At 73.4% G+C, this 15,597-nt stretch carries 12 protein-coding genes and 2 pseudogenes; 3 read left to right on the top strand and 11 right to left on the bottom strand.

Annotation, left to right across the window (positions count from 1 at the left end):
• Positions 1-127: 127 nt before the first annotated feature.
• From ilvN to LG395_RS37170, 4 genes are all read right to left on the bottom strand, one after another.
• Complete coding sequence (gene ilvN, locus LG395_RS37185) at positions 128-652, bottom strand: acetolactate synthase small subunit (protein WP_171152553.1); 525 nt, start codon at positions 650-652, stop codon at positions 128-130.
• Between the two features lie 20 nt (positions 653-672).
• The gene (locus LG395_RS37180) at positions 673-2,523 is read right to left on the bottom strand and encodes an acetolactate synthase large subunit (protein WP_171152554.1); all 1,851 of its coding nucleotides are present in this window, start codon (positions 2,521-2,523) and stop codon (positions 673-675) included.
• Between the two features lie 243 nt (positions 2,524-2,766).
• The gene (locus tag LG395_RS37175) at positions 2,767-5,784 is read right to left on the bottom strand and encodes a putative bifunctional diguanylate cyclase/phosphodiesterase (protein ID WP_225813395.1); all 3,018 of its coding nucleotides are present in this window, start codon (positions 5,782-5,784) and stop codon (positions 2,767-2,769) included.
• 386 nt (positions 5,785-6,170) lie between these two features.
• A complete protein-coding gene (locus LG395_RS37170; protein WP_225813393.1) occupies positions 6,171-7,148 on the bottom strand; it encodes a 2-hydroxyacid dehydrogenase in 978 nt (325 codons plus the stop codon).
• A 75-nt stretch (positions 7,149-7,223) separates the two neighbouring features.
• On the opposite strand from LG395_RS37170, the gene LG395_RS37165 reads away from it, so the two are divergent.
• Both LG395_RS37165 and LG395_RS37160 read left to right on the top strand, forming a co-directional pair.
• Positions 7,224-8,222: an aldo/keto reductase gene (locus LG395_RS37165; protein ID WP_225813391.1), complete on the top strand. Its 999-nt coding sequence runs from the start codon at positions 7,224-7,226 to the stop codon at positions 8,220-8,222.
• Positions 8,223-8,417: 195 nt separating this feature from the next.
• Complete coding sequence (locus LG395_RS37160) at positions 8,418-9,563, top strand: PQQ-dependent sugar dehydrogenase (protein WP_225813405.1); 1,146 nt, start codon at positions 8,418-8,420, stop codon at positions 9,561-9,563.
• Positions 9,564-9,594: 31 nt separating this feature from the next.
• Here the strand turns inward: LG395_RS37160 and LG395_RS37155 are convergent, their stop codons facing one another.
• The 6 genes from LG395_RS37155 to LG395_RS37130 all read right to left on the bottom strand — a co-directional run bounded on the left by LG395_RS37155 (position 9,595) and on the right by LG395_RS37130 (position 15,086).
• Positions 9,595-9,801, bottom strand: coding sequence for a DUF6191 domain-containing protein (locus tag LG395_RS37155; protein ID WP_225813390.1), 207 nt, complete (start codon positions 9,799-9,801; stop codon positions 9,595-9,597).
• Positions 9,802-9,838: 37 nt separating this feature from the next.
• Positions 9,839-12,877, bottom strand: a complete 3,039-nt coding sequence (locus LG395_RS37150; RefSeq protein WP_308071481.1) for a helix-turn-helix transcriptional regulator — start codon at positions 12,875-12,877, stop codon at positions 9,839-9,841.
• A gap of 95 nt (positions 12,878-12,972) precedes the next feature.
• The gene (locus LG395_RS37145) at positions 12,973-13,155 is read right to left on the bottom strand and encodes a hypothetical protein (RefSeq protein WP_225813389.1); all 183 of its coding nucleotides are present in this window, start codon (positions 13,153-13,155) and stop codon (positions 12,973-12,975) included.
• Positions 13,156-13,364: 209 nt separating this feature from the next.
• Positions 13,365-14,009 carry a hypothetical protein gene (locus LG395_RS37140; RefSeq protein WP_225813388.1) on the bottom strand — a complete coding sequence of 215 codons (645 nt, stop codon included), beginning with the start codon at positions 14,007-14,009 and terminating at the stop codon, positions 13,365-13,367.
• Between the two features lie 35 nt (positions 14,010-14,044).
• Positions 14,045-14,617, bottom strand: coding sequence for a GNAT family N-acetyltransferase (locus tag LG395_RS37135; protein ID WP_171152568.1), 573 nt, complete (start codon positions 14,615-14,617; stop codon positions 14,045-14,047).
• Between the two features lie 160 nt (positions 14,618-14,777).
• Positions 14,778-15,086, bottom strand: a complete 309-nt coding sequence (locus tag LG395_RS37130; RefSeq protein WP_225813387.1) for a hypothetical protein — start codon at positions 15,084-15,086, stop codon at positions 14,778-14,780.
• A gap of 76 nt (positions 15,087-15,162) precedes the next feature.
• On the opposite strand from LG395_RS37130, the pseudogene LG395_RS37125 reads away from it, so the two are divergent.
• Positions 15,163-15,381, top strand: a pseudogene (locus LG395_RS37125) (SAM-dependent methyltransferase); the annotation flags it as partial.
• Positions 15,382-15,389: 8 nt separating this feature from the next.
• Here the strand turns inward: LG395_RS37125 and LG395_RS37120 are convergent.
• A pseudogene (locus LG395_RS37120) lies at positions 15,390-15,500 on the bottom strand (SAM-dependent methyltransferase); the annotation flags it as partial.
• Between the last annotated feature and the right edge of the window lie 97 nt (positions 15,501-15,597).

Genomic DNA, 15,597 nt, shown 5'->3' with positions numbered 1-15,597 from the left:
CTCGGCCACTTTGGGTTCTCTCCTTGTGTGCAGGTGGTGCGTCCCACCGTATGACGGCGGGCGGGAAGGAAGTTCGGGGGTCTCGGCATACGGGCGGCCGTTGATCGCCGGCCGCCCGTTCCCAGTCTTACGCCGACCGGTCGAGAGCGCGCAGCGAGCGGTCCGTGATCGAACGGGCGCCACGGCCGATCGCGATCGTGCCGGACTGGACCAGTTCCTTGATGCCGTATGGCTCCAGCATCTTGAGCATGGCGGACAGCTTCTCGCCGGAACCGGTGGCCTCGATGGTCACGGCCTCCGGGGAGACGTCGACGGTCTTGGCGCGGAACAGCTGGACGATCTCCACGATCTGCGAGCGGGTCTCGTTGTCGGCGCGGACCTTCACCAGAACGAGTTCACGCTGAACGGCCTGACCGGGCTCCAGCTCCACGATCTTCAGCACGTTGACGAGCTTGTTGAGCTGCTTGGTCACCTGCTCGAGCGGCAGCTCCTCGACGCCCACCACGATGGTGATGCGGGAGATGTCGGGGTGCTCGGTGACGCCGACCGCGAGCGAGTCGATGTTGAATCCGCGCCGGGAGAACAGGGCGGCGATGCGGGCGAGGATGCCCGGCGTGTTCTCCACCAGGACGGAGAGCGTGTGCTTGGACATGTCTTGTTGCTCTTCCTCGCTCAGTCGTCTTCGTTGTCGCCGAAGTCGGGGCGGACGTCCCGGGCGGCCATGATCTCGTCGTTGGAGGTGCCGGCGGCGACCATCGGCCAGACCATCGCGTCCTCGTGGACGATGAAGTCCACGACGACCGGGCGGTCGTTGATGGAGTTGGCCTCGGCGATGACCTTGTCCAGGTCCTCCGGGCGCTCGCAGCGCAGGCCCACGCAGCCCATCGCCTCGGACAGCTTCACGAAGTCCGGCACGCGCGTGCCCTTGGCCTCCGGGTTGACGTCGTCGGGGCCGCTGTGCAGCACGGTGTTGGAGTAACGCTGGTTGTAGAAGAGGGTCTGCCACTGGCGGACCATCCCGAGGGCGCCGTTGTTGATGATGGCGACCTTGATGGGGATGTTGTTCAGGGCGCAGGTGGTCAGTTCCTGATTGGTCATCTGGAAGCAGCCGTCGCCGTCGATCGCCCAGACGGTACGGCCCGGCCGGCCGGCCTTGGCGCCCATCGCGGCCGGGACCGCGTAGCCCATCGTCCCGGCGCCGCCGGAGTTCAGCCAGGTGGCGGGGGTGTCGTACTGGATGAAGTGCGCGGCCCACATCTGGTGCTGGCCGACGCCCGCCGCGAAGATCGTGCCCTCGGGGGCGAGCTGTCCGACGCGCTCGATGACCGCCTGCGGGGAGAGCGAGCCGTCCCCGGGCTGGTCGTAGCCGAGGGGGTAGGTCTCGCGCCACCGGTTGAGGTCGCTCCACCAGGCGGTGTAGTCGCCCCGGTTGCCCTCGCTGTGCTCCTTCTGCACGGCCTGGACCAGGTCGGCGATGACCTCGCGGGCGTCGCCGACGATCGGCACGTCGGCGGCGCGGTTCTTGCCGATCTCGGCCGGGTCGATGTCCGCGTGGACGATCTTGGCGTAGGGGGCGAAGCTGTCCAGCTTGCCGGTGACGCGGTCGTCGAAGCGGGCGCCGAGGGCCACGATCAGGTCGGCCTTCTGCAGCGCGGTGACGGCGGCGACGCTGCCGTGCATGCCGGGCATGCCCAGGTGCTGCGGGTGGCTGTCGGGGAACGCGCCGAGCGCCATCAGGGTGGTGGTGACCGGGGCGCCGGTCAGCTCGGCCAGGACCTTCAGCTCGGCGGTGGCGCGCCCCTTGAGGACGCCGCCGCCGACGTAGAGCACGGGCCGCCGGGCGGCGGTGATCAGCTTGGCGGCCTCGCGGATCTGCTTGGCGTGCGGCTTGGTCACCGGGCGGTAGCCGGGCAGGTCCATGACGGGCGGCCAGGAGAAGGTGGTCCTCGCCTGGAGTGCGTCCTTGGCGATGTCGACCAGGACCGGGCCGGGGCGGCCGGTGGAGGCGATGTGGAACGCCTGCGCGATCACCCGGGGGATGTCCTCGGCCTTGGTGACCAGGAAGTTGTGCTTGGTGATCGGCATCGTGATGCCGACGATGTCCGCTTCCTGGAACGCGTCCGTGCCGATCGCCTTGGAGGCGACCTGGCCGGTGATCGCGACCAGCGGCACGGAGTCCATGTGCGCGTCGGCGATCGGCGTCACCAGGTTCGTCGCGCCCGGACCCGAGGTCGCCATGCAGACGCCGACCTTGCCGGTGGCCTGCGCGTAACCGGTGGCCGCGTGGCCCGCCCCCTGCTCGTGCCGGACCAGGACGTGCCGCACCCGGGTGGAGTCCATCATCGGGTCGTACGCCGGCAGGATCGCACCGCCCGGAATGCCGAATACCGTGTCCGCGCCGACCTCCTCGAGGGAGCGGATGAGGGACTGCGCACCCGTGACGTGCTCGACGGGGGCGGACTGCTGTCCTCCGGAACGGGGCCGCGGCTGCGGATGGTGGGCCCCGGTGGCCTGCTCGGTCATCGGCATTCTCTTCTCGATGCTGAGGGTTTTTGCGAGGTTCGGGCGGATTTCGAGCGTCGCACGCAAGGTACTCGTGCAACAAAAAACCCCTCGTGCCGCAAGGCAAGCGAGGGGAGCGCGCCGGTGAGGTCGCTGGGGATTCCGGATCGTCCTCCGGTGGGTCCCAGCTCAGCCGACGCGCTGTCCAAGTACGAGAATTCGGGTGCGCATGGCACTGACCCTCCCCCCGGCACGCACCACGTGTCAAGTGGGTGGGACGGGAGTCTCAGAATGTGAGCGAAGGGCGGTGCCGCCTCCCAGGACGGCCGGAACGCCTCCTGTGTACATCCTCTCCGGCTCCCTGGCGCTGCCGGCGAACGCGGGTTCGGCCGGGGCGTGCGGCACCGGGTAGTGGCCGGATCCGAGCGCCCGGCGCAGCCGGTACTCGTCCAGCGGGCCGGCGAACGCCATGCCCTGCCCATGCGTGCAGCCCATCGCGCGCAACGCGACCACCTGCTCGGGCAGGTCCACGCCCTCGGCGACCGACTGGAGCCCGAGATCGCCGGCGATCCGCAGCAGACCGCTGGTGATCTTGTGCAGCCGCGCCGACTCGACCACGCCCTCGACCAGGCCGCGGTCGAGCTTGAGGATGTCCACGGGCAGCCTCCTGAGGGCCGTGATGGCCGCGTAGCCGCTGCCGAAGCCGTCCAGCGCGATCCGCACCCCGAGCCGGCTCAGCGCGGTCAGCCGCCGCTCCAGCTCGTCCAGGGAGACGCGGGGGTCGGTCTCGGACAGCTCGACGACCAGTGCCCCGGGCGGCAGCCCGTGCCGGGTCAGCAGCCCCTCCACCGAGCCCAGCGGCGTCGAGCGGTCCAGCAGCCGCCGGGCACTCATCCGGACCGTCACGGGGACGACGGTCCCGGTCGCGGCCCGCTCGGCCGCCTGCTCCACAGCCTCCCGCAGGATCCAGCGGTCCAGCTCGGCCGTCTTGTCGCCGTCCTCGGTCACCCGCAGGAACTCGGCCGGGGTGAACAGCACCCCCTGCGAGGAGCGCCAGCGCGCCTGTGCGGAGACCGCCGTGATCCGGCCGTTCTGCAGGCACACCACGGGCTGGTGCAGCAGGGCGAACTCGCCGTCGTGCAGCGCGGCGCGCAGCCGGGTGGCCAGCTCCGCCTTGCGGACGACGTCCTGCTGCATCTGCGGCTTGTACAGCTCGACCCGGCCCTTTCCGGCCGACTTCGCGCGGTACATCGCCAGGTCGGCGTTGCGCAGCAGCTCCCCGGCGCCGAGGCCCGGTTCGGCGAAGGCGACGCCGATGGAGGCGTTGACCCTGACGTCGTTGCCGTCGATGGCGTACGGGTGGGAGAGGGTCACCCTGAGGCGGTTGGCGAGCTCCAGGATGTTCCGCTCGCGGGCGGCCCGGTCCCGGGTGCCGTCCCCGACGATCAGGGCCGCGAACTCGTCGCCGCCCAGCCGGGACGCGGTGTCCCCCTGCCGGACCGCGTCCTGGAGTCTGCGGGCGGCCTGGATGAGCAGTTCGTCACCGGCCTGGTGTCCGATCGTGTCGTTGACGGCCTTGAAGCCGTCCAGGTCGATGAAGAGCACCGCCGTACCCCGCAGGGCGGCGCCCCGGTCGGTGGCCCGGCGGCCGGACAGGGCCTGCTGCACGCGCTTGGTGAACAGCGCCCGGTTGGGCAGGTCGGTCAGCGGGTCGTGCTCGGCGTTGTGCTGCAACTGGGCCTGCAACCGCACTCTCTCGGTCACGTCCCGGCTGTTGAAGATCAGTCCGCCGTGGTGCCGGTTGACGGTCGACTCGACGTTGAGCCAGCCGCCGTCGCCGGAGCGGAACCGGCACTCGATGCGCGTGGTGGGCTCCTCCAACGGGCTCGCGGCGAGGAAACGGCGCACCTCGTGCACCACGCAGCCGAGGTCCTCCGGGTGGATGAGCCCGGCCAGCTCGGTGCCCACCAGCTCCTCGGCGGGTCTGCCGTACACCCCGGCGGCGGCCGGGGAGACGTACCGCAGGATGCCGTTGGGCGCGGCGATCATGATGACGTCGCTGGAGCCCTGCACCAGGGAGCGGAAGTGGTTCTCCTTCTGCGCCAGTTCCTGGGTGAGGGTGATGTTGTCCAGCAGCATGATGCCCTGCCGGATGACGAGCGCCAGCACCACGGCGCCCGCGGTGATCAGCACCACGTGGTCGGGCCTGCGGCCGTTGAGGACGTTGTACAGGATGCCCAGGGTGCACACCGCGGCGGCGAGGTACGGGGTGAGGGCGGCCAGCGAGCCGGTGAGCGGCCGGCCCGACGGGTACCGGGGGTGCTCGCCGCCCGGCGCGGACAGGGGCGGCTGCCGGCCCGTGCTGCGCCGTCCCGGCCGGTGCTCGTGGACCACGCGCGTGTGACCGTCCGCCGCGCGCGCCTCCCGCGCGCGCCGGCGCCGGGGCGCGGCCCAGGGCGCGTAGGCGAGCAGCAGCGAACCGGCGAACCAGCCCGCGTCCAGCAGTTGCCCGGAGCGGTAGCTGCTGTGCAGCAGCGGCGAGGTGAACAGGGCGTCGCACATCACGGTCAGCGCGAGCGCGCCGATCGCGGTGTTCACCGCGGTGCGGTTGCCCGGGGCGCGGCGGAAGTGCAGGGCGAGGACCATGCTGACGAGCGCGATGTCGAGCAGCGGGTACGCCAGGGACAGCGCGGCGTGCGCCACGCTGGAGCCTTCGATCCGGGCCGCCTGGGCGAGGGCGAGGCTCCAGGAGAGGGTCAGCAGCGAGCCGCCGATCAGCCAGGCGTCCAGTCCCAGGCAGATCCAGCCCGCCTTCGTCACGGGCCGCTTGGCGAGGACCAGCAGGCCGACGATGGCGGGCGGTGCGAAGCAGAGGAAGAACAGGTCGGCGTAGCTGGGGCTGGGCACGGGCCGGTCCAGCACGACCTCGTACCAGCCCCAGACCGCGTTGCCCAGCGCGGCCATGAGCGAGGAGAGGGCGAACAGCAGCCAGGCCGAGCGGAAGCGCACGCGCCGGCTGCGAGCGTAGAGGAAGCAGGAGACGGCGGCGGTGCCCGCCGCCGCGCTCAGGCCGAAGTCGCCCATGACGAGCGCGACTTGACTCGCGCCCCAGTCGAACGCGGCCCCGACGGCGTAGGCCGCGCAGATCACGGCGAGGACGAGCTGCTCCATCAGCCGGATGTTGCCGCCGATGACCGGCCGGCGGGGCGGCGGTGCCTCGTGCGGGTGCGGTGCGCGCGCCGCTCCGTCGAGGGTGGTCGTCACGGAGGGCGGGGCGCTCACCGGGGCCTCCCCGTGAGCGCCGCTCCCGTGTCCCGACGGTCCCGGTGCGCGGGGTGCGCATGCCTGCGACGACCGCTGTGCCTGCGCTGGTGGTGGCTGTGGTGGCCGGTGTGGTGTCCGCGCCTGCGCGCGGCCGTGCGCCAGGGTCGCCGTCGGCGGCTCCGCCGCGTCGGATCGTTCGTCCATAGGCCGTGCATCGCCCGTCGCCCCCCTCACGAATCTGAAATGTCCATCCCCGGCGCCGAGTGGTCAGCGGCGCAGCCCCTGTCGGGGACCATACACCAGGTTCGTCACTCAGGGACATAGTGTCTCTACGCTCCGTGACGACCAGCGAGGATGCGGGTACAGAACGCGCCCGAAAGGTTGCGGAGGGTGCCGGAAGCGGCCTAGCGCCCGTTTGCTCCCTTGGTTTCGGGTCCGGTCGTCAGGATCACGTTCCGCAAGGGCTGCCGGTTCACGAACCGGGTCAACTGGTCGGCGAGCAGCCTCCCGGCGCGGGGCAGGAAGGCCGAGGAGGGCCCGCCGACGTGCGGGCTGATCAGCACTCCGGGCGCCTGCCACAAGGGGTGGCCCGGGGGCAGCGGCTCGGGGTCGGTGACGTCCAGGGCGGCGGTGATCCGGCCCCGCTCCAGCTCGGTGAGGAGCGCCTTGGTGTCCACGACGGGACCGCGCGCGACGTTCACGAGCAGCGCGCCGTCCTTCATCCGGGCGAGGAAGCCGGCGTCGACGAGCCCCCTGGTCTCGTCCGTGAGCGGGGTGCAGAGGATCACGACATCCGCGTGTGGAAGCAGTGGAAGCACATCGGCGATCGGATGCACGGGACCGCGCGCGGTTGTGCGACCGGAGCGCGCAACGCGCGCCACCCGCGCGACCTCGAAGGGCACGAGCCGGTCCTCGATGGCGGCACCGATGGCCCCGTACCCGACGATCAGCACGTTCTTGTCGGCGAGGGCGGGGTGGAAACCGGCCGCCCAGCGCTCCTGTTGCTGGGCGCGTACGAAACCGGGGATGCCGCGCAGCGCGGCGAGGGTGAGGGTGAGCGCCAGCTCGGCCGTGCTCGTCTCGTGCACCCCGCGCGCGTTGCACAGCCGCACACCCGGCGGGATCACCGACAGCTGCCCGGTGATGTCGTCGACGCCTGCGGTGAGCGTCTGGATCAGCCGCACGTTCGTCAGGTGCTCCAGGGGGCCCACCCGCACCGACAGCCGCTTCATGTACGGCACCACGTACACGGCGCACTCCGCCGGGTCGCCGGGATACGGCTGCGCGCCGTCCTCTCCCCCGTCCCAGAACAGGTACCGGGGCCCCTCGGGCAGCCCCTCGATCTCCTCGGGCGGAATGGGAAGCCACACGTCTGCACTCATGCCAGGAGGCTATGTCAGGCACGCCGGCGCGCAGAGGTTAGGTTGGGGGCCGGGCTAAGGGAGGTTCACGAGCAGGTGGAGCGCAGGACGATCGGCGCGGGGGCGCTCGCGGTGGGGGCCGTCGGACTCGGATGCATGCCGATGAGCTGGGCGTACAGCGGATCGCGCCGGCGGGGGGAGGAGTCGGTCAGAGCGGTGCACCGCGCGCTGGACCTGGGCTGCGACCTCCTGGACACCGCGGACATGTACGGCCCGTTCACCAATGAGCTGCTGCTCGGCCGGGTGCTCAGGGAGCGGCGCCGGGACGCCTTCGTGTCCACGAAGGTGGGCCTGCTGGTGGGTGAGCAGCACATCGTGGCCAACGGCCGGCCCGGATATGTGCGGCGTGCCTGCGACGCCTCGCTGCGGCGGCTCCAGACCGATGTGATCGACCTGTACCAGCTGCACCGCGCCGATCCGGAGATACCCGTCGAGGAGACCTGGGGCGCGATGGCGGACCTGGTGCGGGCCGGGAAGGTGCGGGCCCTCGGTCTGTGCGCGGTGGGCGCGCGCGGCGGGCGCCGCCCGGGGGCCGGGCTGTACGACACGACGCTGCGCCAGTTGCGGCGGGTGCAGCAGGTGTTCCCGGTGAGCGCGGTGCAGGCGGAGCTGTCGGTGTGGTCGCCGGAGGCGCTGCGGGATCTGCTGCCGTGGTGCGAGGCGCGCGGTGTGGGCTTCCTCGCGGCGATGCCGCTGGGCAACGGCTTCCTGACCGGCACGCTGACACCGGGCGAGGGCTTCGAACCGGACGACCTGCGCGCCCGGCACCCCCGGTTCACCGCCGAGATGATGGCGGCCAACCAGCCGATCGTCGCGGGCCTGCGGCGCATAGCCCGCCGGCACGGCGAGGACATGACCCCGGCCCAGGTGGCGCTGGCCTGGGTGCTCGCCCAGGGCCGGCATGTGATCGCGCTGCCGGGCACCAAGCGGGAGCGCTGGGCGGCGCAGAACGCGGCGGCCGCCGGGCTGCGGCTGACCCCGAAGGACCTGGCGGAGGTGTCCGGGCTGCCGCCCGCCCAGGGATCGTGGGACTGAGCCGGCCACCAGGGGTCGCGGGCTGCCCGCCACCCGGCGGACACATGACCGAGGTTTTCGCGGTCGGCCGGTGGGGATCGGGAACCCGTGGGGGCGTGGCCGGTGTTCAGCAGGGAGAGCGTGCCGACAAGCCCGCCTGTGGAGCGCCACCGGACCGCCGCGGCGAAGGGAACCGTGATCGTGCGACGTAGAGCTGTGCCTGCCGCGCTGGCCGTGGCCGCCCTCCTGCTGGTGGCCGGCTGCTCCTCCGACGGCGGCAGCGCCCCGGGCGGCACCCCGGGCGCGACGGCCTCCGGGGCCACCGCTTCCGGGCACGGCACGGCCCCGGCCGCGCCGCTCCCCCCGGCCAAGGGCTCGGTGGAGGTGCTGCGCACGGTGGCCGAGGGTCTGAAGACACCGTGGGGGCTGGCTCCGCTGCCCGGCGGGGGCCTGCTCGTCTCCTCCCGGAACGAGGGCACGATCAGCCGGATCGACGAGAAGACCGGCCGGACGACCGAGCTGGGCACGGTCTCCGGGGTCTCGCCGGCCGGCGAGGGCGGCCTGCTGGGCATCGCCCTCTCCCCCGACTTCGCCTCGGACCACATGATCTACGCCTACTTCACCTCGGCCTCGGACAACCGCATCGTCCGCATGCTGTACGACGAGCGGAAGCCGGCCGGTGAGCAACTGGGCGCCCCGGACACGGTGTTCAAGGGCATCCCCAAGGGTGTCATCCACAACGGCGGCCGGATCGCGTTCGGTCCCGACCGCATGCTGTACGCGGGCACCGGCGAGAGCGGGGAGAAGGGCCTGGCGCAGGACAGGAAGTCGCTGGGCGGCAAGATCCTGCGGCTGACCCCGGACGGCGAACCGGCCCCGGGCAACCCGTTCCCCGGCTCGCCCGTGTATTCGTACGGCCACCGGAACGTCCAGGGTCTGGCCTGGGACGACAGACAGCGGCTGTTCGCCTCCGAGTTCGGGCAGGACACCTGGGACGAGCTGAACGCGATCGCGCCCGGTGGCGACTACGGGTGGCCCCGGGCCGAGGGAAGGTCATCCGAGGCCGGCTTGCGCAACCCGGTGGCCCAGTGGCACACCGACGACGCCTCCCCCAGCGGCATCGCCTACGTGAACGGCGTGATCTGGATGGCGGGCCTGAAGGGCGCGCGTCTGTGGCGCGTCCCGCTGAACGGCACCTCGGCCTCGGCCGCCCCGCAGGCGTTCCTGACGGGTGCCTACGGCCGGCTGCGTACGGTCGTCCCGGCGGGCGGCGACAGACTCTGGCTGGTGACGAGCAACACGGACGGCAGGGGCACCTCGAAGAAGGGCGACGACCGGGTGCTGGAGCTGCGGGTGCGGTGAGCGGCGCGCCTTCCCGGGAGGGGCCGCGCGGCTACTCCTCCCCGGTGGGCGCTTCGGGCTCCGGCTCGGCAGCCGCCCTCTCCGGCAGGCGTATCACCGCCTTCCCGGAGGTCAGGTCTATGGGACCGCGGCCGGGATCGTTGTCGCCCACGTCCTCGCGGGTCAGTTCCAGCCGGTTCTGCTCGTCCCGGGTGTGCTTGCGGCCGGGTGCGAACAGTTCCTCGAAGGCGTTGAACACGGCTCCCCCTCACTGCCGGTTTCCTCCAGCGTAGGTCTCAGCCCGGTGTTTCGGCAGTGAGCGTCCCGGCCGCGAACAGCCCCAGCCGGTGGGCCACGGCCGCCGCCTCCCCCCGGCCCGAGACACCGAGCTTGCCGAGGATGTTGGAGACGTGCACGCTCGCGGTCTTCGGGGAGATGAACAGCTCCGCCGCTATCTGGCGGTTGGTGCGGCCGGCCGCGACCAGGTGCAGGACGTCCCGCTCGCGGCTGGTGAGACCGAGTGCCGTGGCCGGGTCGGCGGGGGCCTGGCGGGTGGCGCCGGTCAGGGTGAGGCGGGCGCGCTGGGCGAGCCGGGCGACGGCGCCGGCCAGGGGGCGCGCGCCGAGGTGGTCGGCGACCGCCCCGGCCAGCCGGAGCAGTTCCACCGCGCGCTCGCGCTCGTCGTCGCCGCCCTCGGCCAGCAGCGCCGCGGCGAGGCGGTGGCGGACCCGGGCGAGGTCGTAGGGCCGGTCCAGGCACTCGAAGGCGGTGACGACAGGGCACCAGGTGCCGACGGTGTCCCGGCCCTCGGCGCGCAGCAGTTCGGCGCGGGTCCACTGGCCGTAGGCCTGCCAGAGCGGGACGCCGGTGGTGAGGGTCCGTGCGGCCGCCGAGAGACGGTCCAGGGTCCCGGCGCGGCCGGGCAGGGCGGCGGGCAGGGCGCGGGCGTCGGCCTCGGCGGTGGCGGCGGCCAGCAGCAGGGGCCAGCCGTAGCGGTGGGTGCCGGGCGGGAAGCCGGCGTCGAGGGCCGGGAGCAGTGCCGCGCGGGCGTCGGTGATCCGGCCCTCGGCGGCGGCGACCCCGAGGACGATGCCGGCCACGGGCAGGGACTGCTGGGGCATCGGGTCGTGGGTGCCGTACCAGGCGCGGGCGGCGGCGAGGTGCCGGCCGGCCTCGGCGTGGTCGCCGCGGGCGAGGGCCAGGTGGGCCCGCAGCACGGCACCCGCGCCTCGGGGCATCGCGCCGTGGCCGACCCGGGTGGCGTGCGCGGCGGCCTCGGCGGCCTCCTGCCACCGGCCGAGCGAGTACAGCGCCTCGGACAGGTTGCCCCACATCCAGGCCCCGGAGTCCAGCATCCCGTAGGCGCGGCAGAACTCGATGCCCTCGCGCAGCAGGGGGACGGCCTCCCGGTCCCGGCCGACGCTCTGCAGCACGGACGGCAGGTTCACGTAGGCGCGGGCCGCGACCTGGTGCATGCCCTCCGCGCGGGTGTCCCGCAGCACCTGCCGCATCTCCGCCAGACCGGCCTCCGGCTCGCCGGACTCCACGGTCAGCCCGCCCAGGGTGAGGCGGGCGTCCAGTTCGGTCTCCCGGGCGCCGACCATGCGGGCGTACTCCACGGCCCGCTCGGCGGCGGCCAGCGCTTCGGGGCCCGGCCGGCGCTGCATGGACCAGCTGGCCGCGACCGCCAGCACCTCCGCGTGCACCTCCGACGGCGGCAGTCCGCGCACCAGCTCCTGGGCGGTGGCCAGCTCCTGCCGGCCGTCGCCGCGCGCCGTGGCCTGGATCAGCCGGGAGCGCTGCACCCAGAACCAGGCGGCGCGCAGCGGGTCCGGCTCCTCCTCAAGGAGGCGCAGGGCACGCTTGGTGATCTTCAGGGCGCGTTCCCGCTCGCCGCCGAAACGGCCCGCCACGGCCGCCTCGGCCAGCAGGTCGAGGTAGCGCAGCGGTGTGGTGGCCGGGTCGCAGCCGCACGGGGGGTAGACCTCGGCGTAGTCGACCGGGCGCAGGGCGGAGCGGACCTGTGCCGGGGCGCTGTCCCACAGCTCCATCGCCCGTTCCAGCAGTCTTAGTTGCTCGGTGTAGGCGTGCCGGCGGCGGGCGACGACGGCGGCGGACAGGACGGCGGGCAGGGCCTTCGCGGCGTCGTGGGCGTGGTACCAGTAGCTGGCCAGGCGCATCACGCGGGCGTCGGCCGGGACCAGTGCCGGGTCGGCCTCCAGGGCCTCCGCGTAGCGCCGGTTGAGCCGGGAGCGTTCGCCGGGCAGCAGGTCGTCGGCGACGGCCTCGCGGACCAGGGAGTGGCGGAAGCGGTAGCCGTCGCCGGTGCGGGTGGGGGTGAGGATGTTGGCGCCGACTGCGGCCCGCAGCGCCTCGATGAGGTCGTCCTCGGCGAGCCTGGCCACGGCGGCGATCAGCCGGTACTCCACCGTGGAGCCGCCCTCGGCGACGATCCGCGCGACCCGCTGGGCGGGCTCGGGCAGTGCTTCGACCCGGACGAGGAGCAGGTCGCGCAGGGAGTCGGTGAGGCCGGTGCAGTCGCCCGGCGTGGCGGCGACGGCGAGCTCCTCGATGAAGAAGGCGTTGCCGTCGGAGCGTGCGTAGATCTCGTCCACGTGTGCGGGGTCGGGTTCGGCGGCGAGGATGCCCGCGATCTGGCGGCCGGCCTCCTCGCGGGTGAAGCGGGCGAGTTCGATGCGGCGGACGGTGCGCAGCCGGTCCAGTTCGGCGAGCAGCGGGCGCAGCGGGTGGCGGCGGTGGATGTCGTCGGAGCGGTAGGTGGCCAGGACGAGGAGGCGGCCCGCGCGCAGGGTGCGGAAGAGGTAGGCGAGGAGATGGCGGGTGGAGGCGTCGGCCCAGTGCAGGTCCTCCAGGACGAGGACGACGGTGTGCTCGGCGGCGATCCGTTCCAGCAGCCGGGCGGTGAGCTCGAACAGACGGGCCGTGCCCTGTTCGTCGGGACGGCCGGCGCCGGCCTCGCCGAGGTCGGGCAGCAGCCGGGCCAGTTCCTCCTCCTGGCCGGCCGCCGCCGCCGCGAACTCCTCGGGCAGGGTGTCGCGCAGGGCGCGCAGCGCGGCGGAGAAGGGGGCGAACGGCAGTCCGTCCGCGCCGATCTCCACACAGCCGCCGACGGCGACGACGGCGTCGTGCCGGACGGCGACGGTGGCGAACTCCTCCACGAGGCGGGTCTTGCCCACGCCCGCCTCGCCGCCGAGCAGCAGCGCCTGCGGCTCGGCCCGGGCGGCACGGGCGAGCGCGTCGTTCAGCGTGTCCAACTCGTCGGCGCGGCCGACGAACACGGGACTGACGGACCTGTTCTCCACGGGCCCGAGCACCGCACGGGGCCTGAACGGCCCGGCACCGGTTTTCCACAGCCCCTGTGTGATGGTCGTACCGGTGGCCGGCGGTGCCGTACCGGCCGGGGGCAGGGTCACGCGGTGCGTGGCAGCCGGTGCCGGCGCGGGCCGTCGGTATGCGACTCGGCGGCCGGGGCTCCGTCGCCGGCGCGGCGGGCGGCGCGGCGGGACCGCAGGACCTCGCGGGCCAGGCGGTCCTCTTCGGCCGTGCGACGCAGCTCGTCGGAGCGCAGGCGGTGCAGTTCGAGGGCGTACATGGCGGGTCCTTCCGGGAGGGACGGTGTCGAGTGCCGCTTTCCGCGACACCTCCACCCTCGTTTCCCGGAGGGGTCCGCCACATCGGGAGAGTGCCGCATCTTCGTGGCGGCAGCCGGGCCGCGCACACGCGTAAGGGGCCTCAGGGCGGCGGTGAGTCGCTCACGCGCGCCCTAAGGCCCCCCTGGGACCGGGGGTTCCCGACGTGCTCTCAGCCGGTCGAGGGCAGGCCGAGCAGGGCGTCGGAGTACTTCAGGACGGCGAGCAGCAGTCCGATGACGCCGAGCGAGACACCCGCCCAGGCGACCGACTTGATCCACGCGGCCTGCGGGCGGCCGGGCGTGCCGAACGCGGGCCGGGCCAGCACGACCACGCCGGTGATCAGCGCGGCCAGCGCGAACAGGCCGGCCCACAGGGCGGTGGCGTGCCAGGCGTCGCCGTAGACCTCCTTGATCTGCCGGGCGACACTCGCGGTCGAGGACGTCTGCAGCTGGCCGACGAGCTGCTCGCGCGCGGACGCGACGGTGCCGATCCAGCCGCCGCTGAGCGAGACCAGGCCCAGCGCGGCGGAGACGACGGCGCCGGCGCCCTGGCCCACCCCGGAGGGCGTCTTGCCGCCGGCGGCTTCCGTCGCGTCGCCCGCCTCGCCGCCGGCGGCTTCCGCGGCCTCCTCGGCGCCCTGGTTCTCGGCGGCCGGGTCCCCGGCGGCCTGGTTCTCGGCGCTCTGTTCCTCGGCGGCCTGTTCCTCGGCGCTCTGCTCCGCCGCGGGACCCACCGTCGTCGTCTCGTCGTCCTTGCGCGCCCCGGTGCCGGCCTCAGTGCCGCCCGTGGCGCCTTCCGCTGTCTTCGTTGCCATGCCCGGCACCGTACGGACGCTCTCTGAGAGGTCCCTTAACGATCGTCGTGCGCGGTACGCGCGCGTGCCGCACGCCACTCGGGCGCGAGCACCGACCAGATCTCGGTGCTGGTGCGCACACCCCGGTGCCGGTAGTTCTCGCGGAGCACGCCCTCACGCGTCATGCCGAGCCGCCGGGCCACGTTGATGCTCGGCTCGTTGGCCGAGGACACCTGCCACTCCACCCGGTGCATGCCGCGCTCCTCGAAGGCCCAGTCGAGCAGCACCCGCATCCCGCGCGTGACCAGCCCGCGCCCGGCCGCGGCCGGCTCCAGCCAGCAGCCGGCCTCGCAGACCCCGCCCGGGGTGTCCCAGACGCGGAACAGCAGGCCGCCGACGAGCGTGCCGTCCAGCCAGATGCCGTGCAGGCCGCCGGCGTCGGCGGCGCGCTTGTCGGCGTACGCCTTCAGCCAGCCACGGGCTCCGTCGAGGTCGGACACCACGTCCGTCAGACCGACGTGCCGGCCGATGAACTCCCGGCCCCGGTCGATGTTGGCGAGCAGTTCCTGGGCGTGCCAGACCTCCAGGGGCCGCAGTTCGGCGGCGTCACCGAGCGATATCGCGTACATCGTGCCGTTGTTCCTTCCGTAGTGCGTGGGGCACGAGCAGCGTACGCAGCGCGAAGGCGTCGAGGGCGGCGACGGAGGCGGGCGCGGCGCCGCCGCCGACCGGCGCGGTGGCGATCGGCGGGGGGAGGCGATCGGGCCGAGGGCGAGAACGGAAAGGACGTCAGTCGAACTGGTCGCCGAGCGCCATGACCATCGTCCCGGCCACGAGCAGCCACAGGGCCCTGCGGGTGCGGCCCTGGGAACCGAGGAGGGCCGCGAGCGCGCAGACGGCGGCGCCGAGGCCGTAGGCCGCCGGCACGCGGGCGGGTGCGGACCCGGTGAGCCGCAGCAGGGAGGCGGCGAGCCCCGCGAGGCAGAGGAGCGCTCCGGTGCCGGCCGCGGTCCACCGGGCCCGCCGGGCGTCCTCGACGTACCCCTCCGGCTCCTCGGTTATCGGGGGCTCGATGTCGGAATCGGTGCGTCCACTCATGGCGGGCGAGCGTACCGTCGCCGCTCGGGAAACCCTGCTGCGGGGCGGTGCCTGCGGATGCTGGGCACGGTCGCCTGTGACCGAGAACCCGGGAACGACCGAAGCGTGGCTCAGCCGCCTCACCCGTCCGCGCCACCACGCAGCAACGGCTACGACGCCCGCTGGACCATCGAGAACCAGGTGGGCCCGCACGCCCTGTGGCTGCCGGAGTGGCTGGCGCCCGCGCCCGGCCTCGACCGGCTGCCGCCCGGCGCACGGGTGCTCGGCCTGGGCTGCGGAACGGGCCATGACGTCCCCGTGGGCCTTCAGGTGCTCCGGCGGCTCGGTCCCGGCGGTCTCCTCGCGCGGCGACGGCACCACCACCCCGATCCGCCCGCCCGGCTTCAGCAGCCGCGTGAGTGGGGGCAGACAGAGGACAGAACCCGGATTACGGGCGTCCCGCTCCCCCGGCTGGTGGCACCGGGGCCGGACGCGCACGGGCGCCCTGACCGTCGAGGCCGCCGACCGGCTG

Source organism: Streptomyces spinosus (assembly GCF_020400655.1).
Lineage (GTDB): Bacteria > Actinomycetota > Actinomycetes > Streptomycetales > Streptomycetaceae > Streptomyces > Streptomyces argyrophylli.
The sequence above is the reverse complement of the archived record's forward strand: the minus strand, read 5'-3'. Positions and strand labels throughout refer to the sequence as shown.